Origin of the sequence: Rhizobium aethiopicum, assembly GCF_014197535.1 — a bacterium.
GTDB classification, from domain to species: domain Bacteria; phylum Pseudomonadota; class Alphaproteobacteria; order Rhizobiales; family Rhizobiaceae; genus Rhizobium; species Rhizobium aethiopicum_A.
The window spans coordinates 310,434-336,051 of record NZ_JACIFV010000002.1 but is presented as its reverse complement, the minus strand read 5'-3'; the positions used below and the strand labels follow the sequence as shown (position 1 = coordinate 336,051).

Genomic DNA, 25,618 nt, shown 5'->3' with positions numbered 1-25,618 from the left:
CTCAGCCCTGCGCGGCGGGCGCCTTGCCGGATGCGGTAATGAGATCAAGCATCATCTGCGCCCGATTGGCAACAGGACGCGGGCTGCCGGCGTCGTCGACAATCGACTGGAACCATTGCCGCGCCTGCGCCATGTTGTCGGCCTTGTAGGCGGCCAGACCGAGTGCTTCGCGCGCCGAATGGCGGAAAGCGTTACTCGGCACGGCCATTTCTTCGATCGCAGCCGAAACCTGCTCATAAGAGCCGTTCTCGATCAGCAGCCAGCCCGCGCGCATTTTGGCGACATCGCGCACGGCAGCCGGCACGCTGTTGTCTTTGCCGATCTCATTGAAGGCGGCGATCGCAGCAGCAGCATCGCCCTTCTGCGCCTGGACAGTCGCCGCCCGCATGCGCGCCAGCACCGGATAGGCGCCATGGCCTTCCTTCTCCAGCTTTTCAAGCGCGGCCAGCGCCTCGTCGTTCTTGTTTTCGTCGGCAAGCTTCATCGCCGCCAGAAACTGGTCGCCGGCGCTGGAGGAGCGGTTGTCGTCCCAATATTCATAGAGAACCTTGCCGGCGGTGCCGAGAACGATCAGAACGGCGACGACAATGATATAGCGGCCGAACCGGCGCCAAACGCCCTTCATCTGGTCGGACCGCAATTCCTCATTGACTTCACGGATGAAGCTGTCGTCGTTGAATGCCATTCTCGTCTCCGGCCGCGGAAATACCTATACGCATGTGCATGACACGCACATTTCCGGCCTTCTACCCCATTTTGCCGCCGTTGTAAGGGGGATGTGAAAGATTCGTCACATGGCGAGCGGCGAAACGCCGATCAGCCATTCGTGCAGCTTCCAGATGATCAGCGCCCAGACGAGGATCCCGATGACGGCGGCATAGAGGTCGTACTTGGCCGAGACGAAGGGCCGGAGCGTGATTTCGCCCGCCAGCTCGCGGCGCTTGAGTGAAATGCGCACAATCACGCCCCAGGCAAGGAAGGCCGCAAACAGCAGGACCGACGATGTCTCGCCGTTGGCGAGCAGGTGCGCCAGCGCCCAGATCTTTACCGACAGCACCATCGGATGTTTGGTCCTGGTCGCTATATGCCCCGCCGGCAGCAGCGAGGCGACGAGACAGATCATCGCGAACAGCATCAGCGTGATTGATATATGAGCCATCCAGACCGGCGGATTGTAGAGCATGCCAGTCACCTGCCGTGCCTGACCAAATCCGTAGATCAGGAGGATCAGTGTGAGGATGCTCGCGATCGAATAACCGGCCCGCCAGCCCTTCTCGCCGAGACTTGCGATCATCGAGCGGCGCAGATCCGGAGCCACCACCCGCACCAGATGCACCCCGAGAAAAAGTATGATGCCGACGATAAGCAGTGCCATTGCGGTCCCTTCCGTGCAGTTTGACATGACTTAGCGGTTGGCGGGAAAAAATGCCAGTTGTGACCGCAGCTTCGCCGCAATTCTGTCGGAGGGAAACCGCGAACAAATTGTCGCGGTGCCCATGTCTCGTCCTCTCCTCGCCAGCTGTCTGGTTGCGTCCCTCGTTCTTCCCGCGGCGGCAGAGGCGGCCGACCGACCGAAGCAGCTCGTCATCATCTCTTTCGACGGCGCCCACGACAACGCGCTCTGGCTGAAAAGCCGCGAGATGGCGGCGAAGAACGGCGCCCATTTCACCTATTTCCTCTCCTGCACCTTCCTGATGAACGAGGCGGCGAAAAACGCCTACCAGGCGCCACATCAGAAACGCGGAAAATCCAATGTCGGCTTCGCCCAGAGCGACGACGAAATCCGCGAGCGCCTCGGCAATATCTGGCATGCCCATCTCGAAGGTCACGACATAGCGAGCCATGCCTGCGGCCATTTTGACGGCCGCCTCTGGAGCGAGGCCGACTGGTCCGCCGAATACGCGACCTTCCATGCCACGTTGAAAAATGCCTGGAAGAGCGTCGGCCTCGATGAACCCGCCGGCTGGCAGGATCTGGTCGATCACGGCATCAAGGGCTTTCGCGCTCCCTATCTCTCGGCGACGGCGGGCGCCGACATGATCGCCGCCGAGAAGAAGGCGGGCTTCACCTATGACGCGAGCCTCGTCACCAAGGGTCCGGCCATGCCTGTCGAAGAAGACGGCATCCTCCGCTTCGGCCTGCCCCTGATCCCCGAAGGCCCCAGCGAAAAGCCGATCATCGGCATGGACTACAATCTCTTCGTCCGCCATTCCAAGGGTGAGGAGGACAGCGCGGATTCGAAGGCATTCGAAGACCGCGCTTACGCCGCCTTCTCCCAGGCTTTCGACCGCCAATATAACGGCGACCGCATTCCCCTCCAGCTCGGCTTCCATTTCGTCGAAATGAACGGCGGCGCCTACTGGCGCGCGCTCGACCGCCTGGTCAGAAACGTCTGCCATAAGACCGACGTGGCCTGCGTCAGCTATTCCGAAGCCATCCCGATGATCAAGGCGCGTGGGAAATTGGAGCAGACCTCAGGGCTCTGACGGTGTTTTAAAATTGAGGGGTAGTGCCGTTCAGCCCCATCCGCCCAAACCTCACCAGTCAACCATCGACATGCGCGACGCCGGCTTCCCTCTCCAGATAGTGCCGATCGATCGCAGGTAGCGGTTCATCGTCGATCGCCGCCTCGAAAGTCCTAAGACGTTTGTAGATGGACAACAGCTCGATAATAGTCGTCCAGGAACTTACGAGATATTGAAAAGATCCGCGAACCTGATCGAAAACATTCGTAATCTGCGTCATCAATCCCAGCGTCAGCTTACCTGCGACGATCGATGGAATGAGAACGATAAAACTGAATATATTATCAGCCTGGGAATAGAAGAGACGTGCGACATTGAAGTATGTATAGTGGAAATAGATACGGAAATAATTCCGTCGGACATTCGTGAATAATTCAGCCAACGTTAACGGATCCGCGCGATCTGCATGATCCTCGCCATAGACCAGTTCCTTGCGGTAGTGGGCTTCCACGCGCTGATTGAGGAATTGCAGCCCAGGCAGCTTGATACCGACAATAGCCAGAAAGACTGTTCCAAACAACGACCAGAAGATTGCGGCCCAGACAAGCGCATGCGGGATGGCGCCGATTAGCGGCAATTCCGTAATATTTGCGCCAAGCCGAAAAAGTACCGGCAAGAATGCAATCAAAGTCATGATGGAATCGACAAAGCTGACGCCCAAACCCTCAACCGTTTGTGCAAAGCGCATCGTGTCGTCCTGCACGCGCTGAGACGCGCCTTCCACATGCCGCAGCTTGGGCCAGTTAGCGACATAGTAGTCGTTCATCGCTGTGCGCCAACGAAATACCCAATGGCTTACGAAGAACGAGGTAAACACCCGAATCGCGACCGCAACAAACGCTATACTGGCGAATATCAGCAGTTCCGCATAAAATCGTGAAGCGGGAACGGAACCGACCTTCTCTAGGGCCTGCTGGACCAAATTATAGAAAGGCCCATACCAAGCGTTCACAGCAACACTGACCTGTACACCAAAGTAAGTCGTGAAAATGATCAGCGAAGCACCGAGAACTGACCAATACTGCCAGGGATGCGGACTATACCAGAACCAGAAGGCAGTGAACAAACCAACGACAATTGCATAATAGATATAGAACCACAGGAAAGGTGCCGTCCAAAAGACAGACACACCGATAGGTGCTTCCTGCCCTTCGGGCAGCGGCGGCAGTCCGATCGCCGCGCCGGCCTGCTCGCCACCAAAATACCAAAGAAGGACCGCGGCCAGGCACCAGAGCGCGGCCGATATAAAGAAAGCTTTTGGTTTTGGGAAAAATGAAAGGAACACTGGGGCACTTTCCTGAACGGGAATCTCGGGAGCATCAGCAGATGCTGATTGCCCGGAAATTAAGGCACTTCGAAGAAAGCGGCAATGGACTCAAGCCATTGTTACGCACTTGTAACCACTTAATGGATTTCCTTCATCACCGGCATCGCCATTGAAGCGCACGCGACCAGGGCAATGGCAGCGATCACCGTCGGCAGGGTAAAGCTGCCCGAGCGTTCGGCAATCCAGCCGGCAACAATCGGCCCGACGATCTGGCCGACGCCGAAGGCGGCCGTCATCATCGCCAGGATCCGCCGCGGACTCTTCGGGGAAAGCTTGCGGCCGATCTGCAGTCCGTAGGCAGTGATCGCAAGGAATGTCGCCCCGAATAGCGCACCGCCGATCAGCGGCGCGACCGAGGGCGGCAGCGCCACGGTGGCGAGCACGCCGGCGGCTTCGATGAGAAGAGCCGCGACATAGACGCCGCCGAGCCCGAGCGGCCTGACCAGCGGCTTCCAGGCAAACAGCGCCACCGCCGCCGTCACACCGGCAATGAACCAGCAGAGAAATTCGACGAAAGCTCCCGTCGCCGCCATGCGTGCGATGGTGACGAGGAAGGTCGCCGTGATGACGTAGCCGAAGCCGAACAAGCCGTAGGAGAGCGTGACAAGCACCATCGGCCGGCTCCAGTTGAGTGCCGGTTCCTTGCCCGTTCGTGCTGCTTGTGCCGGCGCCGTGGGCAAGAGCCACCAGACGACGGCGAGACTTGCCGCGCAATAGAGCGCTCCGCCGATCCAATCGGCGCGCCAGCCGCCGGGTCCGTCATGAAAACCGAGACCGATCAGCAGCACCATCACCGAAGAAAGCGCAATCCCGGCCCCCGGCCCGCCGAAATGCGCCGCCTGCACATGGTCATTGCCGGCAGCAGCACCGTGGCTGAGCACGATCGACGAAGTGAAGACCATCGCAAAAGCGCTGGCGAGACCGGCGAGGAACCGAATGACGACAAAGACCGCAACAGAATCGGTGGCGGCCATGGCGGCGAGCAGGATTGCGTTGGCCAACAATGCCGCAAGCGCCACCAGCCGTTCGCGCCCCGCCGCCCAGCCATAAGCCGCCAGCACGGCGCCGACGAGATAACCGACGAAATTAGCCGACGCGATAAGGCCGGCATCCGCCGCCGAAAGCGGCACGCCGCTCATCATGCCGGGCAGGATCGGCGTAAAGGAGAAGCGCCCGAAGCCCATGGCCGCCGCCATGGCGACGGCGCCGGCAGCGGCGATAGAGACGAGATTCGGCGGGGAGCGAGGGGGGCGGGAAAGCATGCAACGCTTATCGCGCTGCAGCACCCGCATCGCAAACGACTATTTCTGATCGATTGATCAATTCCGCGAAAGTCGATGGATGAGGTGAGCGCTCCGAGTTCGATGAATGCAAGGAGCGGCGTGCTTCGAGGCTTCGCCCTATGGGCTGCGCACCTCAGCATGTGGGGCTTTGGAGGATGCCGCGCTTATAACCGCGGACGCTGGAGTATGCGCACAGCCGCCAAGAGAACCTCATCCTGAGGCGCCCCGCGGGGCCTCGAAGGACGAGGCGGGGGCGCCGACGATGAAACCCTACGCCCGCCCATCCGGCAGCGTCAAAATCACCGGCCCATTCCGCGTCGCAACCACCGTGTGCTCGAATTGCACGGTCGGCGCCTTCGGATCGGCATAGAGCGTCCACGCATCGTCGCCGCCTTCGGCCCAGGTCGCGCCGAGCGAAAGAAACGGCTCGACGGTGAAGACGAGGCCATCCGTCATCACACGTTTTTCCGACGGATCCGGCCAGGTCGAGAGCTCGGCCGGCTCCTCGTGCAGCGAGCGGCCAACGCCGTGGCTCGCCAGATTGGCGACCAGCGTATAGCGGTTCTTCTGCGCGAAAGCGCCGACGGCGGTGCCGATCTTTGCCAGAGGTTCGCCCGCTTTCACCTGATTGAGCCCGACCCAGAGCGCCCGCTTGCCGTCGCGGCAGAGGCGTTCGATCTTCGGCTTGACCGGCGGCATCGCAAAGGAAGCGCCGGTATCTGCGAAGAAGCCGTCCTTTTCCGCCGAGACGTCGATATTGATCAGGTCGCCGGCTTGGATGACACGCGCGCCTGGAATGCCGTGGGCGATTTCTTCGTTGACGCTGATGCAGGTGGCGCCGGGAAACTGGTAGCAGAACTCCGGCGCCGAGCGCGCGCCTGAATCCTCGAGCACCTTGCGGCCGATCCGGTCGAGCTCCAGCGTCGTCATGCCGGGCTCCATCGCCGCCGCCATCACCTGGATGGTGTTGGCGCAGATCCGGCCGATCTCTTTGAGCTTTGTCAGTTCATCGTCGTTTGCGATTACCATTCGTCTCTTCCGGCCTGCACGCGACGGCCGCGGCCGCCTTAGAGCACGCGTCCGGCAGGACGCGCTGAGGAATTGCGCTGATCAAGCCGTGGCTTTCGCCCCTTCGCCCCTTTCAGTCAATGCCTTTCTGACGATCGGCGCGACTTTCGTCCCGTAGAGCTCGATGCCGCGCATGATCTGATCATGCGGCATCAGGCCGATCGCCATCTGCAGCAGGAAGCGGTCGTTCTTGAATATCGCATGATGGGCGATGATCTTTTCCGCAACCACCTCCGGATCGCCGAGGAAGAGCGCGCCGTTCGGCCCGCGAGACAGATCGAAATGCGCTCGGCTCGTCGGTCCCCAGCCGCGCTCGCGGCCGATACGGTTCATCACCTCGGCCTGCGGGCCGTAGAACTGGTCAGCGGCTCTCTCCGTCGTGTCGGCGATGAAGCCATGGACATTGATGCTGGTCTTCAGCTTCGCCTGATCCTGCCCTGCCCGGCGCGCAGCCTCGTGGTAGAGATCGAAGAGCGGCGCGAAACGGCGCGGCTCGCCGCCGATGATCGCGAGCGCCACCGGCAGTCCGAGCGCCCCGGCGCGCGCCACCGACTGCGGTGTGCCGCCGACCGCGATCCACAGCGGCAGCGGATCCTGCAGCGGCCTGGGATAGACGCCGCGTCCGTTGATCGCCGCGCGAAGCTCACCCTTCCACGCGACAGTCTCGTCGTCGCGTAGCGCCAGCAGCAGATCGAGCTTCTCCTCGAAAAGCTGGTCGTAATCCTCGAGGTTGTAGCCGAACAGGGGGAAGGACTCGATGAAAGAGCCACGCCCTGCCATGATCTCGGCACGGCCGTTGGAAATGAGATCAAGCGTCGAAAACTGCTGGAACACACGCACCGGATCGTCGGAGGACAGAACGGTGACGGCGCTGGTCAGCCGGATGTTTTTGGTCTTGACGGCCGCAGCCGCCAGCGCCACGGCAGGGGCCGATACCGCATAATCCGGCCGATGATGTTCGCCGAGGCCGAAGACGTCGAGCCCCACCTGATCGGCAAGCTCGATCTCCTCGATCAGATGCTTCAGCCGCTCGGCCCCCTCAGCTCCCTTGCTGCGGGAGGGATTGGGATTAACATCGGCGAATGTGTAAAGGCCCAGTTCCATCATCGGCATCCTGTTGAACTCGATCCGGAGATAAGGATGGCGGTGATGGAGCGCAAATACAAATTGTGGAACGGATTGTTCGAGAATCTTGATAGGCGGAGGTATGTTTTTAAGGGATCGATTGGCACCACCTGCGAGGTATGATTGGGTGAAGGCAAGGACGATTAAAGAGTCTTTGCGCCGTAGACACGGCGCTGCTGGATTCCTGTGACAAGCACAGGAATGGGGGAGCAAGTGGTGGGCACCGCGCCACCCATATCCCGTATCATTAAAGCGTTTTGTCAGAAGCTAAACTGCGTAAACAGTTGTTGTTGAACTCCGCGAGTGCCGAGAACTCCCTCATTCCTGTGCTTGTCACAGGAATCCAGCAGTCGCGCGTCCGCGCGACAGGAGACTTATCCTCTCACAAACCGAAGAGATGAAATGAAACGTCCTCCCACTCTGGATTCTCCCGCTCAATCAGGTTGAGCTTCCACTGCCTAGGCCACTTCTTGATCGTCTTTTCCCGTGTGATCGCAGTCGTCAGCAGATCATGCTCCTCGAACCACACCAAAGTCTTGACCCCGTATTTCGATGTAAATCCTGGCGTCAGTTCATTCTGGTGCTCGTATAATCGGCCGGCAAGATCACGCGTCACGCCGGTGTAGAGCGTGCCGTTGCGTGCGGATGCGAGGATGTAGACGTAGCCTTTCATGCCGACAGATTGGCACAGAGTAGCGTGAAAAGCACAGGACTAAATCCAGCGCAAACGGCGCTCCCGAACCACCAATTCGAATCTGAATTCAACGACTTCGAAGCCTCAGCGGAATCATCTTTCAAACCGCCTCACGCCTCACTCGAAGCATGCGGACGGCGCGGCCCTCGCCACGCCGCCCCCACCGCTCACATCGTCGCCAGCAGCTCCGCCAACTGATCAGCCGCCTTGCCCCATCCCTCATGGAAGCCCATCTTCTCATGCGCTTCCTTGTCCTCGGCGCGCCAGTGCAGCGCCTTGGCCGTATATTTCGTGCGACCGTTGCCGAGGTCTTCGAGCAGGATGACGCCGGTGAAGAAGGGTTTTTCAGACGGCATCCAGGCGCTGCTATAGGCGTCGGTGAAGACGATCTTCTCGTTCTCGACGACCTCCAGATAGACGCCGCGATTCGGATACTGATTGCCCTCGGGATCCTGCATGACGACGATGCTGGAACCGCCGGGCCGCACGTCGAGCGTTGCTTCCGCCACACCCCAGGGGCGCGGCACGAACCATTGCTTCAGCAGGTCGGGATCGGTCCAGGCTTTGTAAATCTTCTCGCGCGAAGCGTCGAATTCGCGAACAAGGACGAGTTCATGTTGCGTGTTGACGATCATTTCAACATCTCTCCGTTTGAGTGAAACCCGTTTCGTATCAGGTTGTTACAAGGACGTGTCAAACTTCGCCGTTCCGACAGCACGCCGAAATTAATTTGCAATCGGCTGCGCCGCCTCTTCCTGCATCTTGTCGATCTGCCGGCGGATATGGGCGGCTTCCGCCGCCGAATGGGCAAGCGCGATGGCATGGTCGAAGGCTTCGCGCGCCTGGCTGGTCAGACCAAGCTGCTTCAGCAGCCCGCCCCGCAGACCGTGATAATAGAAATAGCCCCCGAGCTTCTCGCCGAGCGGATCGATAAGATCCAGCGCCTCCTGCGGCCCTTGCAGCTTGGAAACGACGACCGCGCGATTAAGCGCTACGACGGGCGACGGCTGAACACGTTCCAGCGCGCGGTAAAGCAGATCGATCTCCGCCCAGTCGGTGTCTTCGGCGCGTTTCGCGCGGGAATGGATGGCGGCGATGGCCGCCTGAAGCTGGTAGGGTCCGGGTTGGCGGTGGCGCACCGCCTTGTCGAGAAGCGCCAGGGCCTCATTGATGAAAAGCTGGTTCCAGAGAGAGCGGTCCTGATCCTCGAGCAGCACGATTTCGCCTTCGGGACTGAAGCGCGCCGGGCGGCGCGATATCTGCAGAAGCATGAGCGCAAGCAACCCCATCAACTCCGGTTCGGACGGAAAGATGTGCAGCATAAGGCGTCCCAGCCGGATCGCTTCGTCGCTGAAGGCGGCTGCCTCATGCCTGGGATCGGCCTGGCTGTAGCCCTCGTTGAAGATGAGATAGATCATCGTACTGACGATCGAGAGACGCTCGGCCCGTTCCTGCGAGCTTGGCGTTTCGAAAGGCACGCCGGCCTTGGCGACACGCGCCTTGGCCCGAGTGATGCGTTGCTCCATGGCGCTTTCGGAGACCAGGAATGCGCGCGCGATCTGTGTCACCGAAAGGCCGGAGACGATGCGCAGCGCCAGCGCGATCTGCTGGGTTGCCGGCAGATCGGGATGGCAGCAGATGAAGAGGAGCCGCAGGATATCGTCACGATAATTGGAATCGTCCAGCCGCTCGGCAATGTCGCTTTCGGCATCCTCGGTATCGGAAATGACGTCCTCATCCGGCAGCGCCTGAAGCTTCGACCGTTTGCGCACGGCATCGATACCGCTGTTGCGACCGACGAAAATGAGCCAGGCCGTCGGATCGCGCGGCGGTCCTTTTTCCGGCCATGTCCGGATCGCCCGCAGGCATGCCTCTTGGAACGCCTCTTCCGCGGTATCGAGATCGCGGAAATAGCGCAACAGCGCGCCGAGCGCTTTCGGGCGGGCTGAGGCAAGGGCAAGGTCGATCCAGGCGATATCGGTCATGATGCAGCATCTCCCGGCCTGAACACGTAGAAAGGCCGAATTTCGTAAGAGGTGGAGCCGGGATTGACGGCGGATAGCTGTTTCGAGAAGGCGACTGCCTCGTCGAGCGTATCGAAATCAACCACGTAAAAGCCGAGAAGCGCCTCTTTCGTTTCCGCGAACGGCCCATCGATGACGAGAGCTTCGTCCTTGCCCTTGCGCACGGTCGTCGCCACCGTCGTCGGCATCAGCCGGCCGACAGGCCCCAGCTTGCCGGCTTTGGCAAGCGGCTCCTGCACGGCGTAAAGCTTTTCCATGACGGCAGCCTCCTCCTCTTTGGTCCAGGCGAAGACGGTTTCCTCATGGGCGTAACAAAGGATTGCATAAAGCATCGGTCACTCCTCTTTCCAAATGACGAAGGAGTAACCGCTTACCCGACAGACCGCATCAAAAAATTATTGACGAAGCGGAAGCGCCATCATGCTGCTATCAGCAAGAATGAGGATGCCTCCGCCACTAAGAAAAATTGTTATTTTTTGTTAGACGCGGTATTATTCAGGCCATGAGAACCCTGACGATTTCCCTTTCCCCTCAACAAATCGCGCGTCTTCACGATGCGGTGGAGTCGGGAGCCTATGCCTCCAATAGTGAGGTCATACGCGATGCGCTTCGCCTGTGGGAACAGCGAGAGGAAGCCAGGCAGATGGAAATGAGCCGCCTCAAGAGGGCCTATGACGAGGGCATGGCAAGCGGCAAAGGCCGCGAGGTCGACGCAGCCACGCTTTTGGCAGAGTTGAAGGCGGAAGCCCGTAAGCGTGGCTAGATATATTCTTAGTCCCCACGCCGAGGAAGATTTACGCGATATCTGGCGTTCCATCGCGCCAGACAATGAGCCGGCGGCCGACGCCCTTCTCATCCGGATCCTGGAAAAGGTGGAGCTTGCCGCCGAGCACCCGCACATGGGCTCGCCACGCCCTGAGTTGAGTCCGACAGCGCGGCTTCTCATTGAAGGGCGCTATATCGCAATCTACGAATCCATGCCTTACGGCATCTTCGTCGCTGCAGTGGTATACGGCGCCCGCGATGTCGAGAACTGGTTGAGTTGACAGGAACACCTGTTCTTTCGTCACCCCTCGCTCAATGTCCGCCTGACCGCATTCTTCCAGCCCTTGAGCTTTGCCGTCCGCACCTTCTCGTCCATATCGGGCTCGAACCGCCGGTCGCGTTTCCACGTCGCCGAAAAGCCGTCCCTATCAGGCCACACCCCTGCCCGGCCGCCGGCGAGCCAGGCCGCACCCAAGGCGGTGGTCTCCAGGATCACCGGGCGATCGACCGGGGCATCGAGCAGGTCAGCGAGGCGTTGCATCGTCCAGTCGGAGGCGACCATGCCGCCATCGACGCGGAGTACCGTATCCTCGGCGCCGTTCTTCCAGTCCTTCTGCATGGCATCGAGCAGGTCGCGGGTCTGGTAGCAGACGGCTTCGAGCGCCGCGCGGGAAAGCTCCGCCGGGCCGCTGTTGCGCGTCAGCCCGAAAATCGCGCCCCGCGCTTGGGCATCCCAATATGGCGCGCCAAGCCCGGTGAAGGCCGGGACGAGATAGACCTCCTGCGTGGGATCGGCCTTTTCGGCAAGCGCATTGGTCTCGGCGGCGCTGCCGATGATGCGAAGCCCGTCGCGCAGCCATTGCACGGCAGCACCCGCGATGAAGATCGAACCTTCGAGCGCATAGGTCGTCTCGCCGTTCAGGCGGTAGGCAATGGTGGTCAGCAGTCGGTTTTTCGAACGCACCATATCGGCGCCGGTATTGAGCAGCGCAAAACAGCCGGTACCGTAAGTCGATTTCATCATGCCGGGCGCAAAGCAGGCCTGACCGATGGTCGCCGCCTGCTGGTCGCCGGCGACACCAAGGATCGGGATCGCGGCGCCGAAAATCTCCGGATCGACCGTGCCGAAATCGGCGGCGCAGTCCTTAACCTCCGGCAGCATGGCGGCCGGCACTCTCAGAATGTCGAGCAGATCCTCGTCCCAAGCGTTTTCAGCAATGTTGTACATCAGCGTGCGTGAGGCATTGGTCGCGTCGGTCACGAAGCTCTTGCCGACGGTCAGCCGCCAGATCAGGAAGGTGTCGATCGTCCCGAAGCAAAGATCACCCCGGGCCGCACGCGCCCGCGCCCCCTTCACGTTGGCAAGCATCCAGGAGAGCTTGGTGCCGGAGAAATAGGGATCAAGGATCAGGCCGGTTTTCTTGGTAAAAACCCGCTCCAGATCCTGCCGTTTCAGGTTGTCGCAATAGCTTGCCGTGCGCCGGTCCTGCCAGACGATGGCATTCTGGATCGGCCGGCCGGTCTCGCGCTCCCACACAACCACGGTCTCGCGCTGGTTGGTGATGCCAAGCGCGGCGATGTCCGTCGCCGTCAGCTTCGCTTCGTGCAGCGCCATCTTGACGGTGGCGACGACCGAATCCCAGATCTCCTCGGGGTCATGCTCGACCCAGCCGGAGCGCGGATAGATCTGGGTGAATTCCTTCTGGCCCTTGCCGACGATCTGCATGTCGCCATCAAAAACAATCGCCCGTGTCGACGTCGTTCCCTGATCGATCGCCAGAACATATCCGCTCATGAAATCCCTCTCCCTAGAGCAATTCCAGCAAAAGTGCGCAGCGATTTTGCGTCCGGAATTGCGTGGAACAAAGAGATAGAGCATTTCCGTGATTCGGAGAAAAACGGAAATGCTCCACGCCGATTATCATGACAAATCAATAGGACACGGATGCGGGCGAGAAAAGCCAATAAAGCGGAATTGCCAGCCAGCCGGCTTTGGGAATAACCTCGCGGCTAACGCTGCGACGCAGCATCGGCATTCACGGAGAAACAGCATGAGCAGATCAGTCGTCGTCACCGGTTCCACCAGCGGCATCGGCCTTGCGATCGCCACCGCCTTTGCCGAAGCCGGCGACAATATTGTCATCAACGGTTTCGGAAACGCCGATGAAATCAAGGCGACCGTCGCGCGACTTGAATCGGCATCGAAGGGCCGGGCGATCTACCATCCGGCCGACATGACGAAACCCACCGAGATCGCCGACCTGATCGAAACTGCGGCGAAGACCTTCGGCAGCGTCGATGTCCTCGTCAACAATGCCGGCATCCAGCATGTCGAGAAGATCGAGGATTTCCCGATTGAGAAATGGGATCAGATCATCGCCATCAACCTGTCGAGCTCCTTTCACACCATGCGCGCCGCCATTCCGCTGATGAAGGCTAGGAAGCATGGCCGCATCATCAACATCGCCTCGGCCCACGGGCTCGTCGCCTCCCCCTTCAAATCCGCCTATGTCGCGGCAAAGCATGGTATATTAGGCCTCACGAAGACAGCGGCGCTGGAACTTGCCGAATTCGGCGTGACGGTCAACGCCATCTGCCCCGGCTACGTGCTGACGCCGCTCGTCGAAAAGCAGATACCCGATACCGCCAAGGCGCGCGGCATGACCGAGGAGCAGGTGAAGAGCGAGGTCATCCTCAAGGCGCAGCCGACGCGTGAATTCGTCAAGGCCGAGGAGATCGGCGCGCTGTCGCTCTACCTTGCGAGCGGTGCCGCCCGGCAGGTGACCGGAACCCACATCTCGATTGACGGTGGCTGGACGGCGGCCTAACCATTTGGAAAAGACAACCGGGAATACCATGAACGACAGCATTCGCTTCATCCTGAATGGCGAGGACATCGAACTCACCGATGTCGGACCGACCGAGACGCTTCTCGATTTTCTGCGGTTGAAGCGGCGCCTCACCGGCACCAAGGAGGGATGCGCGGAAGGCGACTGCGGCGCCTGCACCGTGCTCGTCGGCCGGCTCGTCGACGGCAAGCTTGCCTATGAATCCGTCAATGCCTGCATCCGTTTCACCGGCTCGCTGCACGCCACGCACGTGGTGACGGTCGAGCATCTGGCCGGCCGGGATGGCGCCCTGCATCCGGTGCAGCAGGCGCTTGTCGATTGCCATGGCTCGCAATGCGGCTTCTGTACCCCAGGCTTCGTCATGTCGCTGTACGGCCTCTGGCTGACGAAGGAAAAACCCGGCCGCCGCGAGATCGAAAAGGCATTGCAGGGCAATCTCTGCCGCTGCACGGGTTACGAGCCGATCGTCAAGGCGGCCGAGCAGGTGAGCCTGATGCGGCCGAGCGCCCTGTTCGACCCGCTGGAGCGCACGCGCTCGGAAATCATCGCACGGCTCTGGGCCATGCAGGCGAGCGGCACCATCCGGATTGCCAAAGGCGAAGACCGTTTGATCGTGCCGGCTTCGGTCCAGGCACTGGCCGAAGTTCTCTCGCAGGAGCCCGACGCGATCGTCGTTGCCGGCTCGACCGATGTCGGCCTCTGGGTGACGAAACAAATGCGGCGGCTGAGCCCGGTCGTCTTCATCAACCACCTGAGCGAATTGCAGTCGATCACCGAAAGCGAGGACGGCGTCACCATCGGCGCCGGCGTCAGCTACACCAGGGCCTTCGAAGCGATCGCCCGGAAAATCCCGGCGCTCGGGCGGCTGATCGACCGCATCGGCGGCGAGCAGGTGCGCAACATGGGCACGATCGGCGGCAACATCGCCAATGGTTCGCCGATCGGCGACAGCCCGCCGCCCTTGATCGCCCTCGGCGCGACGCTGACGCTGCGCTCCCTGGAAGGCCAGCGCAAAATGCCGCTCGAGGATTTCTTCATCGCCTACGGCAAACAGGACCGCAAACCCGGCGAATTCGTCGAAAGCGTCTTCGTGCCCTATCCCGCGAACAGCCGCTTTGCGGCTTACAAGATCACCAAGCGCCGCGACGAGGACATCACCGCCGTGCTCGGCGCCTTCCTGCTGACCCTCGACGACGCGGAGATCGTCACCGACATCCGCATCGCCTACGGCGGCATGGCGGCAACGCCGAAACGAGCCCGTATGGTGGAGGCCGAACTGATCGGCAAGCCGTGGACTGAAGCAACGATCGAGGCCGCGCGCCCTGCCTTCGACACCGATTTCCAGCCGCTCACCGACTGGCGCGCCTCGGCGGAATACCGCCAGCTGACGGCGAAGAATTTGTTGACGCGGTTCTATCTCGAGACTGTCGGCGCGCCGGCAGAGCTGAAGCGGTTCGAGGAGGTGGCGTGATGGAGATGGTTCATGTTTGCGCAAGCCGCCCCCCTCATCCGGCTGCCGCCACCTTCTCCCCGCTGGGGAGAAGGGAGTGCCGCGCCGTCGCTTTTTCCCCTTCTCCCCTCGGGGAGAAGGTGCCCGAAGGGCGGATGAGGGGGCCACACGTCATAACATCTCCTCCCGAAGGAGCCATTTAATGGACAAGTCTACCTTCGAAGACCCCAAGGCCGTCATCTCCGGTCCGATGCATGGCTCCCTGCGCCATGATTCCGCGCACAAACACGTCACCGGCGCTGCCGATTACATCGACGACATCCCTGAACCCACCGGCCTGCTGCACGGCGCGCTCGGCCTTTCCGACCGGCCGCATGCCGAAATCCTCAGCATCGATCTTTCCGCGGTCGCCGCCTATCCCGGCGTGGTCTGGGTCTTCACCGGCAAGGACGTGCCCGGCGTCAACGACACCAGTTCCAACGGCAGCCATGATGAACCGCTGCTGGCCGAAACTTTGGTTCAGTTCCACCGCCAGCCGATCTTTGCCGTCATCGCCGAAACGCGCGAGACCGCCCGTCGCGCGGCGCGGCTCGCCAAGATCGACTATCGTGACCTGCCGCACTGGCACAATATCGACGGCGCGCTTGCCAATGGCAGCCCGCTGGTCACCACGCCGATGACGCTGCAGCGCGGCGAGCCGGAAACGGAAATGTCGAACGCCGCGATGCGGCTAAAGGGCCAGATGCGCATCGGCGGCCAGGAGCATTTTTATCTCGAAGGCCATATCGCCGTGGCGATCCCCGGCGAAGATGACGAGGTCACCGTCTGGTCCTCGACACAGCATCCGAGCGAGATCCAGCACATCGTCGGCCATGTGCTGGATATCCCGTCTAACGCCGTGACCGTCAACGTGCGCCGCATGGGCGGCGGCTTCGGCGGCAAGGAAACCCAAGGCAACCAGTTCGCCGCACTCGCCGCGATCGCCGCCAAGAAGCTCGGCCGCGCCGTCAAATTCCGTCCGGATCGCGACGAAGATATGAGCGCCACCGGCAAGCGCCACGATTTCCTCGTTGATTACGAAGTGGGCTTCGACGCCGAAGGTCGTATCCACGCCGTCGATGCGACTTATGCGGCCCGCTGCGGCTTTTCCTCCGACCTCTCGGGCCCGGTGACCGACAGAGCACTTTTCCACGCCGATTCCAGCTATTTCTATCCGCATGTGCATCTGCAGTCGAAACCGTTGAAGACGCACACCGTCTCCAACACCGCCTTCCGCGGCTTCGGCGGCCCGCAAGGCATGCTCGGCGCCGAACGCGTCATCGAGGAGATCGCCTATTCCCTCGGCAAGGATCCGCTCGATATCCGCAAGTTGAATTTCTATGGCCAGCCGGGCTCCGGGCGCACGCTGACGCCCTATCATCAGGAGGTCGAGGACAACATCATCGCCCGTGTCGTCGACGAACTGGAGGAGACGGCCGAATATCGGGCGCGGCGCAACGCCATCATCGGCTTCAATCGCGACAGCCGCTACATCAGAAAAGGCATCGCCCTGACGCCGGTCAAATTCGGCATCTCCTTCACCATGACCGCCTTCAACCAAGCCGGCGCCCTGGTCCATATCTATCAGGACGGCTCGATCCACCTGAACCATGGCGGCACCGAAATGGGCCAGGGCCTCTATACCAAGGTGGCGCAGGTGCTGGCCGACAGTTTCCAGGTCGATATCTCTAGGGTGAAGATCACCGCGACGACGACGGCCAAGGTGCCGAACACCTCGGCCACCGCCGCCTCTTCCGGCTCGGATCTGAATGGCATGGCCGCCTTCGATGCCGCCCGCCAGATCAAGGAACGTCTGGTGGCCTTTGCCGCCGAAAAATGGGAGGTGGCGCCTTCCGACGTCGTCTTCCTGCCGAACCGCGTGCGCGTCGGCGAGATCGAGATCTCCTTCCCCGATTTCATCAAGCAGGCCTATTTCGCCCGCGTCCAGCTTTCCGCCGCCGGCTTCTACAAGACGCCGAAGATCCACTGGGATCGCAAGGCCGGCCGCGGCACCCCCTTCTATTATTTCGCCTATGGCGCCGCCTGCACTGAGGTCTCGATCGATACGCTGACCGGCGAATATCTGATCGACCGCACCGACATCCTCCACGATGTCGGCCGCTCGCTGAACCCGGCGATCGACCTCGGCCAGGTCGAAGGGGCCTTCGTGCAAGGCTTGGGCTGGCTGACGACGGAAGAGCTCTGGTGGGACGACAAGGGACGGCTGCGCACCCATGCCCCGTCGACCTACAAGATCCCGCTCGCCTCCGACCGCCCGAAGATCTTCAACGTGCGGCTGGCCGAATGGTCGGAGAATGCCGAAGCGACGATCGGCCGCTCCAAGGCGGTCGGCGAGCCCCCCTTCATGCTGGCAATCTCGGTGCTGGAAGCGCTGTCGATGGCGGTGGCGAGCGTGGCGGACTACAAGGTCTGCCCAAGGCTTGATGCGCCGGCGACGCCGGAACGGGTGCTGATGGCGGTGGAGCGGATGAAGCGGGTGTAGATGACGGCTGAGATGTCCGATCCCGAAGATATTAGGAAGAGACGTCCAGGCAAAACTCGTCAGGCCCGCAAACTACGCCAAACCGAAACTGAAGATGAGTATCGGCTTTGGGGCGATCTGCGAAATCGACGGCTGAATGGATATAAGTTTACGCGACAAGCTCCCCTCGGGACCTACATCGCCGATTTTCTATGTCGCGAAGAGCGCACTGATTGTCGAAATCGATGGATTTCAACATGCCGACAATATGTCTGACATGGCTCGGACCTTGTGGCTAAACCAGGCCGGCTATTCGATCCTCCGATTTTGGAATCACGCAGTCCTCGAGACGATCCTTACGGCACTTGAAGGGCGAATATTCCAGCGAGATGATATCCTTCGCTTCTATCCTGCGATCGTTCGTTCCGAGGGTGTGAAAACGTAATGCACTTGAACCAGGCCCCCTCATCCGACCCTTCGGGCCACCTTCTCCCCGCCGGGGAGAAGAGGAAGCAAGCCTCTCGCGCACTGCCTGTCCGAACTGTTGCACCGGAGAGCGCCCTTTTAGAACGGATGATGGGATCAACGGCGAAGCGGCGATCTCCCTCTTCTCCCCAGCGGGGAGAAGGTGGCCCGAAGGGTCGGATGAGGGGGTCTTCGCGGCATACTCCCAAGGTCGCGAGGTCCATCAGTGATGACTGACCTCCCGACCTTTCTCGTTGCCCACCCCGACGCAATCCTCGTCGATATCACCGGCACGCAAGGCTCCACCCCACGCGAGGCCGGCGCCTTCATGCTCGTCTCGCCAACCGCATTGTGGGGCACCATCGGCGGCGGCCAGTTCGAGTTCATGGCAATCGCAAATGCGCGCGAGATGCTGGCTGGAACCGGCGGAGCCCTTACCATGGACATCCCGCTCGGCCCGGAAATCGGCCAGTGCTGCGGCGGACGCACGCAACTGCGGTTTCGGCGGCTGACACAGGCGCTGACGGATGAGCTCGAGGCAAGGCTTGCCGGCGAGATCGAGCGCCTGCCGGAGGTCTTTCTCTTCGGCGCCGGCCATGTCGGCCGAGCGCTGGCGGCAGCCCTTGCGCCGCTGCCGCTGTCGGTAACGGTCGTCGAAACGAGACAGGAAGAACTGGCCAACCTGCCGGATGAAACCAAGACCCGGCTCGTGCCGATGCCGGAAGCGCTGGTGAAAGATATTCCCGCGGGCGGCGCGGTCGTCATTCTGACCCATGACCACGCGCTTGATTTCCTCATCGCCCGCGAGGCGCTGGAGAGAACCGACCTCGCCTATACCGGCATGATCGGTTCCGCGACCAAACGCGCCACCTTCGCAAGCTGGCTTTTGCGCGAAGGCGGCGGCGAGCGCGGCTGGATGGAGCGGCTGACGCTGCCGATCGGCGGCTCCGCGGTCAGGGACAAGCGCCCGGAAGTGATCGCCGCGATGACCGCCGCCGAGATCCTGACGGCGCTTACGGCCTACCGCATGCGCTCGTCCTCGTAATAGGGATCACGCCCGTCGAGGAAACCGAGGTCGCGCTTGACGCGGTCCGGTGTGGCGGAAAGATCGAGCCGCGGCAGACGGCAGAAGCGGTGCGCGCTGCCTGACAACCAGCCGGCAAGGCGCAGGAAAACGCTGCTGATCTGTTGCGGCCGGCTCTCTTCAATAGCATGGCAATCCATGACGTCACCTCGTCAGATTGATGGTATGAGTTGCAGTCTGTCGCTAAAAATGCTGCAATTCCAATCGAACGACCGTCTGCCTGCATCAAGAGAACTTATCCATGAAACTCTCGAAGCAATTTCCGCTGAATGCGCTGCGCGTCTTCGAGGCCGCTGCCCGGCTCGGCAGTTTCACCAAGGCGGGCGACGAGCTCGGCATGACGCAGACGGCCGTCAGCTATCAGATCAAATTGCTGGAGGAGAATGTCGGCGAGCCGCTCTTCCTGCGCCGCCCGCGCCAGATCGCGCTGACGGAGACCGGCGAGCGGCTGGCGCCGAAGGTGACCGAAGCCTTCGCCATGCTGCATGACGCGATGGCAACGGCGCGCGACAGCGTCGAAGGCACGCTCGCCATTAGTTCGACCCATACCTTCGCCTCGAAATGGCTGGCGCCGCGCCTCGGCTCCTTCCATTTGAAGCATCCGGCGGTCGCGGTTCGGTTTCAGGCGACCTCCGACATCATCGACTTCGCTCGCGAGCAGATCGACGTCGGCATCCGCTGGGGCGATGGCAACTGGCCTGGGCTGACGCTGCACCGGCTGATGGGACTTGAATTCACCCCGATGCTGAGTCCGAAACTGGCGGAATCGGCAGGCGGCATCAGGGAGCCGCGCGATCTCCTGAAATTCGACCTCTTCGACGCCGGCGACATCTGGTGGAAACAATGGTTCGAGGCAGCCGGCGTCACGGAGACGGATCTCGACCGGCGCCCGCGCAACCAGCTCGGCTCGCAGGCGGTGGAAGCCGATGCGGCGATCGCCGGTCACGGCGTCGCCATCCTCCATCCGGCCTTCTACGCGGCCGAAATCGCACTCGGCCGGCTCTATCAGCCTTTCGACCTGACCCGCAGCGACGGCAAAGCCTACTGGCTCGCCTATCCTGAAAATCGCCGCAACGTGCCGAAGATCAAGGCCTTCCGCAATTGGATCCTGGAAGAGATGAAAGCCGCCGGAAGTTAATCCGGCAAACACATCAGCGCCAATCACGCCGAACCGGACTTGCTACGTTTGGCTTCAAAATCCCATTTCCGGCGCGTAGAAGCAGCGCGGTGTGTTCTCGTTAGGGAACAGACAGAGGTGATAATCACCATCGCCGGACTGCATGGCCTTCGTCATCGGCAGCAGAAAGACGTGAGCATGCGTGACGAGCCGGTGGTCGCCCGGCAGCAGCGTCACACGATATCCGTTTGGCGTCACCGCCACGCTTTTCGACGGAATCATCTGGCAATCGCCATTATGACTGTCGCCATTGCAGCAATAGGGGTCATAACTCCACCCCGAAGGTGCGTCGTGAGCCGTCGCCAACGATGCGTATGCCATCATCACACACGTCAGAATGCTGCGCATGGGCATCTCTCCGTCGATGAATGCGCCGCCGATATCTAACGTTTCTTATTATTTCATGCCGGCGGCCTGCAAAACCTAACTGTATCTGCTCATCATAGTTTCAAGATCGGCAAATCTTTGCAAATCCAGTATGAGACAGTCATAATGCATGGCCTTCTCGGCAGCTTTTAGGCACGGGACGACAGATCGGCGATGCGTCAGCGGTCGCCAACATAGGCGAAACCAATGGCGACTGCCAGCGTCCCGCCTCGGCCCGCCGCCTTGCGAAGGGCCTGTGAGGTTCATCATTCTCCTCTTTCCTCCCCGCCAAAATTTCCGCAATGTCGCGAGTCGGAGGAAGATAGGGGAACTCGATGTATGAATATGCCATAGCATGGGAATGGCTCGCCTTCGCGGCCCGCTGGTTCCATGTCGTCACCGCGATCGCCTGGATCGGATCGTCCTTCTATTTCATCGCCCTCGACCTCGGGCTGGTGAAACGACCGCATCTGCCGCCCGGCGCCTATGGCGAGGAATGGCAGGTGCATGGCGGCGGCTTCTATCATATCCAGAAATATCTGGTGGCGCCCGCTCAGATGCCGGAGCATCTCACTTGGTTCAAATATGAGAGCTATTTCACCTGGATCTCCGGCTTCCTGATGCTCTGCATCGTCTATTACGGCGGCGCCGACCTTTTTCTCATCGATCGCCACGTCCTCGATATCAGTCCGCCCGTCGCGATCCTGATCTCGTTGGCATCGCTTGCCTTCGGCTGGATCGTCTACGACCTGCTGTGCAAATCCCCGCTTGGCCGCAACACCTGGGGGCTGATGGCGGTGCTCTATGTGGTGCTGGTCTTCATGGCCTGGGGCTATACGCAGCTCTTCACCGGGCGCGCCGCCTTCCTGCATCTCGGCGCTTTCACCGCGACGATCATGTCCGCGAACGTCTTCATGATCATCATCCCGAACCAGAAGATTGTCGTTGCCGATCTCATCGCCGGGCGCACGCCCGATCCTAAATACGGGCAGATCGCCAAGCAGCGTTCGCTGCACAACAACTACCTGACGCTGCCCGTCATTTTCTTCATGCTGTCGAACCATTATCCGCTGGCCTTCGGCACGGCGTTCAACTGGGTGATTGCGGCGCTGGTCTTCCTGATGGGCGTCACCATCCGCCACTGGTTCAACACCACCCATGCGAGGAAAGGCCGGCCGACCTGGACCTGGATCGTCACCGTCATCCTCTTCATCCTGATCATGTGGTTTTCGACCGTGCCGACGCAGCTGACGGGCGAGACGGATGCGGCCGCAGTCGCGCCCGCCTTCCAGCAATTCGCCGGAAATCCGCATTTTCCGGCCGTCAAGCAACTGGTCTCGACACGCTGTTCCATGTGCCATGCCGCCGAGCCCGCCTATGAAGGCGTCGTGCGGCCGCCGAAGGGCGTAATACTCGAAAACGACGCGGAAATTGCCGCCCATGCCAGAGAAATCTATATACAGGCGGGCCGCAGCCATGCCATGCCGCCCGGCAACGTGACCGATATTACGCCGGACGAACGCAGGCTGCTCGTCGCCTGGTTCGAAAGCGCAGTCGAAGGCAAGAAACAATGACGACGACACTTCTCCGCGGCCGCCTCCTCTCCTTCCATCGCGCGCCGCTGAGTCTCGCCGACAGCCAGAGTTATCTCTACGAGGAAGACGGTGGCCTGCTGATCGAGGACGGGCTGATCGCAGCAGTCGGTCCCTATGCCGACGTCAAGGCGAAAGCCGCCGAAGGCGCGGCCGAGATCGACCACCGCCCGCATCTCATTATGCCCGGCTTCATCGACATGCACCTGCATTTTCCGCAGATGCAGGTGATCGCCTCCTATGCCGCCAACCTGCTCGAATGGCTGAATACCTACACTTTCCCCGAGGAATGCCGCTTCGTCGAGAGCGCGCATGCGCAAAGGATCGCCACACATTTCTACGATGAACTGATCCGCCACGGCACGACGACGGCGGTCGCCTACTGCTCCGTGCACAAGACCTCGGCTGACGCCTTTTTCGCCGAGGCGATGAAGCGCAATATGCGCATGGTCGGCGGCAAGGTGATGATGGACCGCAACGCCCCGCAGGGTCTGCTCGACACGCCTGAGATGGGTTATGACGAGACCCGCCAGGTGATAGCGGAATGGCACGGCAAGGGCCGCAACCACGTCGCCATCACCCCGCGCTTCGCCATCACCTCGACGCCGGCGCAGATGGAGGCGACCTCGGCGCTCGCCCGCGAATTTCCCGACTTGCACATCCAGACACACCTTTCGGAAAACCACGACGAGATCAAGTTCACCTGCGAGCTCTATCCCGAGGCGATCGACTATACCGACATTTACGCCCGCTACGGCCTGCTCGGGCCGAAGAGTCTCTTCGGCCACGCCATCCACCTGTCCGAACGCGAGGCCGATGTCATGAGCGACGCCGGCGCCGTCGCCGTCCATTGCCCGACCTCAAACCTCTTCCTCGGCTCCGGTCTCTTTCCGCTGAAGGCGCTGACGCGGCGCCAAAACCCGGTCCGCATCGGTGTCGCCACCGATATCGGCGGCGGCTCCAGCTATTCGATGCTGAAAACAATGGACGAGGCCTACAAGATCCAGCAGTTGCTCGGCGAACGGTTGAATCCGCTGGAAAGCTATTATCTGATGACCCGCGGCAATGCCGAGGCGCTCTCGCTCGCCGACCGGATCGGCACGCTGGAACCCGGCACCGAAGCCGACCTCGTCGTCCTCGACGCGGCCGCGACCCCGGCCATGGCGTTGAAGATGGAAACGGTGAAGACCCTGCCCGAGGAACTCTTCCTGCTGCAGACGATGGGCGACGACAGAGCGATCGCGGAGACTTACGTGGCGGGCGTCGCTTTGAAAGCGGTGCTTCGATGATACCTCTATTGCTCCCAAAATGGGAGCGTGATATGATCTCATCATGAGGGTAATCGCCCGGCGCACCCTCACTCAGTTTGTTGAAAGCCCTGATGGTCAAAAGGGTCAGGCCGCGTTGAAGGCTGCTCTCGATACGTGGTTTCACGAAGTCAGCAAGGCGGATTGGAAATCCATGTCCGATGTGAAGAAGCGATATGCCCATGCAAGCGTCGTCAATGCCGAGCGGATCGTCTTCAACATCAAGGGAAACGACTACAGGCTGATCGTTGCCATCGATTTCGTACGGTCAATCGCCTGGATCAAATGGATCGGTACGCATCGCAACTATGACAGGATCGACGCAGCGACGGTGGAACATGAATGAGCTGAAACCCATCCGCAACGACGACGATTATGAAGACGCTTTCCTGCTGCTGAAGCAGCTCTGGGGCGCGAAAGACGGCTCGCCCGAAGCCGACAAGCTCGACATCCTGGCAACGCTGATCGATGCCTATGAAACGACACGATATCCGATCGACCTGCCGGACCCGATCGATGCGATCCTCTTCCGGATGGAACAGCAGGGGCTGGCGCGGAAGGATCTGGAACCCATTCTCGGCAGTCGCGGACGGGTGGCCGAGATCCTCAATAGAAAGCGCGCATTGTCACTCGACATGATCCGGCGATTGCATGAACATCTCGACATTCCGCTGGATATTTTGATTCAACCGATCCGCATCCGAAAAGCTGCCTGACACTGCCGATTCCCCATAATACTCGTGCAAATTTCATGCTACGGACGATAGCCGCGTTCAGATGTGAAGGTTCCATTTATGGCTGCTCCGCTCACCATCGCCGATCTGAAAAAACTCGCGCAGCGCCGCGTGCCGAAAATGTTCTTCGACTATGCGGATTCGGGCGCCTGGACGGAGTCCACCTATCGGGCCAATGAGAGCGATTTCAGTGAGATCAAGCTCCGCCAGCGCGTGCTGGTCGACATGACCAACCGCACGCTCGAAACGACGATGATCGGCCAGAAAGTATCGATGCCTGTAGCGCTGGCGCCGACCGGCATGACCGGGATGCAGCATGCCGATGGCGAGATGCTGGCGGCGCGCGCGGCGGAAGAATTCGGCGTTCCCTTCACGCTTTCGACGATGAGCATCTGCTCGATCGAGGATGTCGCCTCGGTGACGACGCGTCCCTTCTGGTTCCAGCTCTACGTGATGAGGGACAAGGATTTCGTCCTCGACCTCATCCGTCGCGCCAAGGCGGCGAGATGCTCGGCGCTGGTGCTGACCGCCGACCTGCAGATCCTCGGCCAGCGCCATAAGGACCTGCGCAACGGTCTCTCGGCCCCGCCGAAATTGACCGCGAAACATATCTGGCAGATGGCAACCCGGCCCCTCTGGTGCCTTGATATGCTGCAGACGAAGCGCCGCTACTTCGGCAATATCGTCGGCCATGCCAAGAACGTCGCCAATGTCGCCTCCGTGCCCAAGTTTGCGCACGAGCAATTCGACCCACGGCTCTCCTGGACCGATGTCGCCTGGATCAAGGAGCAATGGGGCGGCCCGCTGATCATCAAGGGCATCCTCGATCCGGAAGACGCCAAGGCAGCCGCCGACACCGGCGCCGATGCAATCATCGTCTCCAACCACGGCGGCCGCCAGCTCGACGGCGCCCCCTCCTCGATTAGCATGCTGCCTTCAATCGTCGACGCCGTCGGCCACCGCATCGAAGTCCATCTCGACGGCGGCATCCGCTCCGGCCAGGACGTGTTGAAGGCCGTGGCGCTCGGCGCGAAGGGCACCTATATCGGCCGCCCCTTTCTTTACGGGCTCGGCGCCATGGGCAAGGACGGCGTCACGCTGGCGCTCGACATCATCCGCAAGGAGATGGACATCACCATGGCGCTCTGCGGCAAGCGCGACATCAACGACGTGGACGCGTCGATCATATCGGGGCGCGGCTGAGAGAAGTCGGCACTGGCTGAACGCGCCGATGGGTCGGCAAGACTGCGATATACGCAACG

At 61.0% G+C, this 25,618-nt stretch carries 26 protein-coding genes and 1 pseudogene; 14 read left to right on the top strand and 13 right to left on the bottom strand.

Annotation, left to right across the window (positions count from 1 at the left end; genetic code table 11):
• Window position 1 precedes the first annotated feature (1 nt).
• Both GGD53_RS04725 and GGD53_RS04720 read right to left on the bottom strand, forming a co-directional pair.
• Window positions 2-685 carry a tetratricopeptide repeat protein gene (locus GGD53_RS04725; RefSeq protein WP_184454040.1) on the bottom strand — a complete coding sequence of 228 codons (684 nt, stop codon included), beginning with the start codon at window positions 683-685 and terminating at the stop codon, window positions 2-4.
• Window positions 686-790: 105 nt separating this feature from the next.
• Window positions 791-1,375, bottom strand: coding sequence for an NnrU family protein (locus GGD53_RS04720; protein WP_184454038.1), 585 nt, complete (start codon window positions 1,373-1,375; stop codon window positions 791-793).
• 121 nt (window positions 1,376-1,496) lie between these two features.
• Between GGD53_RS04720 and GGD53_RS04715 the strand changes: the two genes are divergently transcribed.
• Complete coding sequence (locus GGD53_RS04715) at window positions 1,497-2,486, top strand: polysaccharide deacetylase (RefSeq protein ID WP_184454036.1); 990 nt, start codon at window positions 1,497-1,499, stop codon at window positions 2,484-2,486.
• Between the two features lie 58 nt (window positions 2,487-2,544).
• On the opposite strand, the gene sbmA is transcribed toward GGD53_RS04715, so the two are convergent.
• From sbmA to GGD53_RS04675, 8 genes are all read right to left on the bottom strand, one after another.
• Window positions 2,545-3,810, bottom strand: coding sequence for a peptide antibiotic transporter SbmA (gene sbmA, locus GGD53_RS04710; RefSeq protein WP_184454034.1), 1,266 nt, complete (start codon window positions 3,808-3,810; stop codon window positions 2,545-2,547).
• A gap of 119 nt (window positions 3,811-3,929) precedes the next feature.
• Window positions 3,930-5,144, bottom strand: coding sequence for an MFS transporter (locus tag GGD53_RS04705; RefSeq protein WP_184454032.1), 1,215 nt, complete (start codon window positions 5,142-5,144; stop codon window positions 3,930-3,932).
• Between the two features lie 261 nt (window positions 5,145-5,405).
• Window positions 5,406-6,164, bottom strand: a complete 759-nt coding sequence (gene map / locus GGD53_RS04700; protein ID WP_184454030.1) for a type I methionyl aminopeptidase — start codon at window positions 6,162-6,164, stop codon at window positions 5,406-5,408.
• 81 nt (window positions 6,165-6,245) lie between these two features.
• Window positions 6,246-7,307 carry an LLM class flavin-dependent oxidoreductase gene (locus tag GGD53_RS04695; protein ID WP_184454328.1) on the bottom strand — a complete coding sequence of 354 codons (1,062 nt, stop codon included), beginning with the start codon at window positions 7,305-7,307 and terminating at the stop codon, window positions 6,246-6,248.
• A 403-nt stretch (window positions 7,308-7,710) separates the two neighbouring features.
• Window positions 7,711-8,001: a GIY-YIG nuclease family protein gene (locus GGD53_RS04690; RefSeq protein WP_184454028.1), complete on the bottom strand. Its 291-nt coding sequence runs from the start codon at window positions 7,999-8,001 to the stop codon at window positions 7,711-7,713.
• 188 nt (window positions 8,002-8,189) lie between these two features.
• A complete protein-coding gene (locus GGD53_RS04685; RefSeq protein ID WP_184454026.1) occupies window positions 8,190-8,657 on the bottom strand; it encodes an SRPBCC family protein in 468 nt (155 codons plus the stop codon).
• Between the two features lie 90 nt (window positions 8,658-8,747).
• Window positions 8,748-10,007, bottom strand: a complete 1,260-nt coding sequence (locus GGD53_RS04680) for an RNA polymerase sigma factor (protein WP_184454024.1) — start codon at window positions 10,005-10,007, stop codon at window positions 8,748-8,750.
• A complete protein-coding gene (locus GGD53_RS04675) occupies window positions 10,004-10,378 on the bottom strand; it encodes a YciI family protein (RefSeq protein WP_184454022.1) in 375 nt (124 codons plus the stop codon). Before GGD53_RS04675 ends, GGD53_RS04680 begins: the two co-directional genes overlap by 4 nt.
• A gap of 170 nt (window positions 10,379-10,548) precedes the next feature.
• On the opposite strand from GGD53_RS04675, the gene GGD53_RS04670 reads away from it, so the two are divergent.
• Together GGD53_RS04670 and GGD53_RS04665 are read left to right on the top strand one after the other, a co-directional pair.
• The gene (locus GGD53_RS04670; protein ID WP_184454326.1) at window positions 10,549-10,809 is read left to right on the top strand and encodes a type II toxin-antitoxin system ParD family antitoxin; all 261 of its coding nucleotides are present in this window, start codon (window positions 10,549-10,551) and stop codon (window positions 10,807-10,809) included.
• Window positions 10,802-11,092 (top strand): type II toxin-antitoxin system RelE/ParE family toxin, encoded by a 291-nt coding sequence (locus tag GGD53_RS04665; RefSeq protein WP_184454020.1) that lies wholly within the window; start codon window positions 10,802-10,804, stop codon window positions 11,090-11,092. Before GGD53_RS04670 ends, GGD53_RS04665 begins: the two co-directional genes overlap by 8 nt.
• A gap of 20 nt (window positions 11,093-11,112) precedes the next feature.
• Here GGD53_RS04665 and glpK read toward each other — a convergent pair whose 3' ends face one another.
• Window positions 11,113-12,606, bottom strand: coding sequence for a glycerol kinase GlpK (glpK, locus tag GGD53_RS04660; RefSeq protein ID WP_184454018.1), 1,494 nt, complete (start codon window positions 12,604-12,606; stop codon window positions 11,113-11,115).
• Between the two features lie 256 nt (window positions 12,607-12,862).
• On the opposite strand from glpK, the gene GGD53_RS04655 reads away from it, so the two are divergent.
• The 5 genes and pseudogenes from GGD53_RS04655 to xdhC all read left to right on the top strand — a co-directional run bounded on the left by GGD53_RS04655 (window position 12,863) and on the right by xdhC (window position 19,141).
• Window positions 12,863-13,639, top strand: a complete 777-nt coding sequence (locus GGD53_RS04655; RefSeq protein ID WP_184454016.1) for a 3-hydroxybutyrate dehydrogenase — start codon at window positions 12,863-12,865, stop codon at window positions 13,637-13,639.
• 28 nt (window positions 13,640-13,667) lie between these two features.
• Window positions 13,668-15,131, top strand: a complete 1,464-nt coding sequence (gene xdhA, locus GGD53_RS04650; protein WP_184454014.1) for a xanthine dehydrogenase small subunit — start codon at window positions 13,668-13,670, stop codon at window positions 15,129-15,131.
• A gap of 181 nt (window positions 15,132-15,312) precedes the next feature.
• Window positions 15,313-17,652, top strand: coding sequence for a xanthine dehydrogenase molybdopterin binding subunit (xdhB, locus tag GGD53_RS04645; protein WP_184454012.1), 2,340 nt, complete (start codon window positions 15,313-15,315; stop codon window positions 17,650-17,652).
• A gap of 24 nt (window positions 17,653-17,676) precedes the next feature.
• Window positions 17,677-18,076, top strand: a pseudogene (locus GGD53_RS04640) (endonuclease domain-containing protein); the annotation flags it as partial.
• Between the two features lie 249 nt (window positions 18,077-18,325).
• The gene (gene xdhC / locus GGD53_RS04635; RefSeq protein WP_184454324.1) at window positions 18,326-19,141 is read left to right on the top strand and encodes a xanthine dehydrogenase accessory protein XdhC; all 816 of its coding nucleotides are present in this window, start codon (window positions 18,326-18,328) and stop codon (window positions 19,139-19,141) included.
• Here xdhC and GGD53_RS04630 read toward each other — a convergent pair.
• Window positions 19,117-19,320: a hypothetical protein gene (locus GGD53_RS04630; protein WP_184454010.1), complete on the bottom strand. Its 204-nt coding sequence runs from the start codon at window positions 19,318-19,320 to the stop codon at window positions 19,117-19,119. The genes xdhC and GGD53_RS04630 overlap by 25 nt on opposite strands.
• Before the next feature lie 101 nt (window positions 19,321-19,421).
• Between GGD53_RS04630 and GGD53_RS04625 the strand changes: the two genes are divergently transcribed.
• Window positions 19,422-20,318 (top strand): LysR substrate-binding domain-containing protein, encoded by an 897-nt coding sequence (locus GGD53_RS04625; RefSeq protein ID WP_184454008.1) that lies wholly within the window; start codon window positions 19,422-19,424, stop codon window positions 20,316-20,318.
• A 54-nt stretch (window positions 20,319-20,372) separates the two neighbouring features.
• On the opposite strand, the gene GGD53_RS04620 is transcribed toward GGD53_RS04625, so the two are convergent.
• Complete coding sequence (locus GGD53_RS04620) at window positions 20,373-20,705, bottom strand: hypothetical protein (RefSeq protein WP_184454006.1); 333 nt, start codon at window positions 20,703-20,705, stop codon at window positions 20,373-20,375.
• Window positions 20,706-21,058: 353 nt separating this feature from the next.
• Here GGD53_RS04620 and GGD53_RS04615 point away from each other — a divergent pair, with 353 nt between their 5' ends.
• From GGD53_RS04615 to GGD53_RS04595, 5 genes are all read left to right on the top strand, one after another.
• On the top strand, window positions 21,059-22,297 hold the full coding sequence (locus GGD53_RS04615) for a urate hydroxylase PuuD (protein ID WP_184454004.1): 1,239 nt from the start codon (window positions 21,059-21,061) through the stop codon (window positions 22,295-22,297).
• A complete protein-coding gene (gene guaD, locus GGD53_RS04610) occupies window positions 22,294-23,604 on the top strand; it encodes a guanine deaminase (RefSeq protein ID WP_184454002.1) in 1,311 nt (436 codons plus the stop codon). The genes GGD53_RS04615 and guaD overlap by 4 nt, the downstream gene beginning before the upstream one ends.
• 43 nt (window positions 23,605-23,647) lie before the next feature.
• On the top strand, window positions 23,648-23,968 hold the full coding sequence (locus tag GGD53_RS04605; protein ID WP_184454000.1) for a type II toxin-antitoxin system HigB family toxin: 321 nt from the start codon (window positions 23,648-23,650) through the stop codon (window positions 23,966-23,968).
• Window positions 23,961-24,338 (top strand): helix-turn-helix domain-containing protein, encoded by a 378-nt coding sequence (locus GGD53_RS04600; protein ID WP_184453998.1) that lies wholly within the window; start codon window positions 23,961-23,963, stop codon window positions 24,336-24,338. The genes GGD53_RS04605 and GGD53_RS04600 overlap by 8 nt, the downstream gene beginning before the upstream one ends.
• A 78-nt stretch (window positions 24,339-24,416) precedes the next feature.
• A complete protein-coding gene (locus tag GGD53_RS04595; RefSeq protein ID WP_184453996.1) occupies window positions 24,417-25,559 on the top strand; it encodes an alpha-hydroxy acid oxidase in 1,143 nt (380 codons plus the stop codon).
• Window positions 25,560-25,618: the final 59 nt, after the last annotated feature.

Coding starts and splice junctions, on each gene's coding strand:
- GGD53_RS04725 (WP_184454040.1), bottom strand. CDS start 685: ATGGCATTCAACGACGACAGCTTCATCCGTGAAGTCAATGAGGAATTG.
- GGD53_RS04720 (WP_184454038.1), bottom strand. CDS start 1,375: ATGGCACTGCTTATCGTCGGCATCATACTTTTTCTCGGGGTGCATCTG.
- GGD53_RS04715 (WP_184454036.1), top strand. CDS start 1,497: ATGTCTCGTCCTCTCCTCGCCAGCTGTCTGGTTGCGTCCCTCGTTCTT.
- GGD53_RS04705 (WP_184454032.1), bottom strand. CDS start 5,144: ATGCGGGTGCTGCAGCGCGATAAGCGTTGCATGCTTTCCCGCCCCCCT.
- map (WP_184454030.1), bottom strand. CDS start 6,164: ATGGTAATCGCAAACGACGATGAACTGACAAAGCTCAAAGAGATCGGC.
- GGD53_RS04695 (WP_184454328.1), bottom strand. CDS start 7,307: ATGGAACTGGGCCTTTACACATTCGCCGATGTTAATCCCAATCCCTCC.
- GGD53_RS04690 (WP_184454028.1), bottom strand. CDS start 8,001: ATGAAAGGCTACGTCTACATCCTCGCATCCGCACGCAACGGCACGCTC.
- GGD53_RS04685 (WP_184454026.1), bottom strand. CDS start 8,657: ATGATCGTCAACACGCAACATGAACTCGTCCTTGTTCGCGAATTCGAC.
- GGD53_RS04680 (WP_184454024.1), bottom strand. CDS start 10,007: ATGACCGATATCGCCTGGATCGACCTTGCCCTTGCCTCAGCCCGCCCG.
- GGD53_RS04675 (WP_184454022.1), bottom strand. CDS start 10,378: ATGCTTTATGCAATCCTTTGTTACGCCCATGAGGAAACCGTCTTCGCC.
- GGD53_RS04670 (WP_184454326.1), top strand. CDS start 10,549: ATGAGAACCCTGACGATTTCCCTTTCCCCTCAACAAATCGCGCGTCTT.
- glpK (WP_184454018.1), bottom strand. CDS start 12,606: ATGAGCGGATATGTTCTGGCGATCGATCAGGGAACGACGTCGACACGG.
- GGD53_RS04655 (WP_184454016.1), top strand. CDS start 12,863: ATGAGCAGATCAGTCGTCGTCACCGGTTCCACCAGCGGCATCGGCCTT.
- xdhA (WP_184454014.1), top strand. CDS start 13,668: ATGAACGACAGCATTCGCTTCATCCTGAATGGCGAGGACATCGAACTC.
- xdhB (WP_184454012.1), top strand. CDS start 15,313: ATGGACAAGTCTACCTTCGAAGACCCCAAGGCCGTCATCTCCGGTCCG.
- xdhC (WP_184454324.1), top strand. CDS start 18,326: ATGACTGACCTCCCGACCTTTCTCGTTGCCCACCCCGACGCAATCCTC.
- GGD53_RS04630 (WP_184454010.1), bottom strand. CDS start 19,320: ATGGATTGCCATGCTATTGAAGAGAGCCGGCCGCAACAGATCAGCAGC.
- GGD53_RS04625 (WP_184454008.1), top strand. CDS start 19,422: ATGAAACTCTCGAAGCAATTTCCGCTGAATGCGCTGCGCGTCTTCGAG.
- GGD53_RS04620 (WP_184454006.1), bottom strand. CDS start 20,705: ATGCGCAGCATTCTGACGTGTGTGATGATGGCATACGCATCGTTGGCG.
- GGD53_RS04615 (WP_184454004.1), top strand. CDS start 21,059: ATGTATGAATATGCCATAGCATGGGAATGGCTCGCCTTCGCGGCCCGC.
- guaD (WP_184454002.1), top strand. CDS start 22,294: ATGACGACGACACTTCTCCGCGGCCGCCTCCTCTCCTTCCATCGCGCG.
- GGD53_RS04605 (WP_184454000.1), top strand. CDS start 23,648: ATGAGGGTAATCGCCCGGCGCACCCTCACTCAGTTTGTTGAAAGCCCT.
- GGD53_RS04600 (WP_184453998.1), top strand. CDS start 23,961: ATGAATGAGCTGAAACCCATCCGCAACGACGACGATTATGAAGACGCT.
- GGD53_RS04595 (WP_184453996.1), top strand. CDS start 24,417: ATGGCTGCTCCGCTCACCATCGCCGATCTGAAAAAACTCGCGCAGCGC.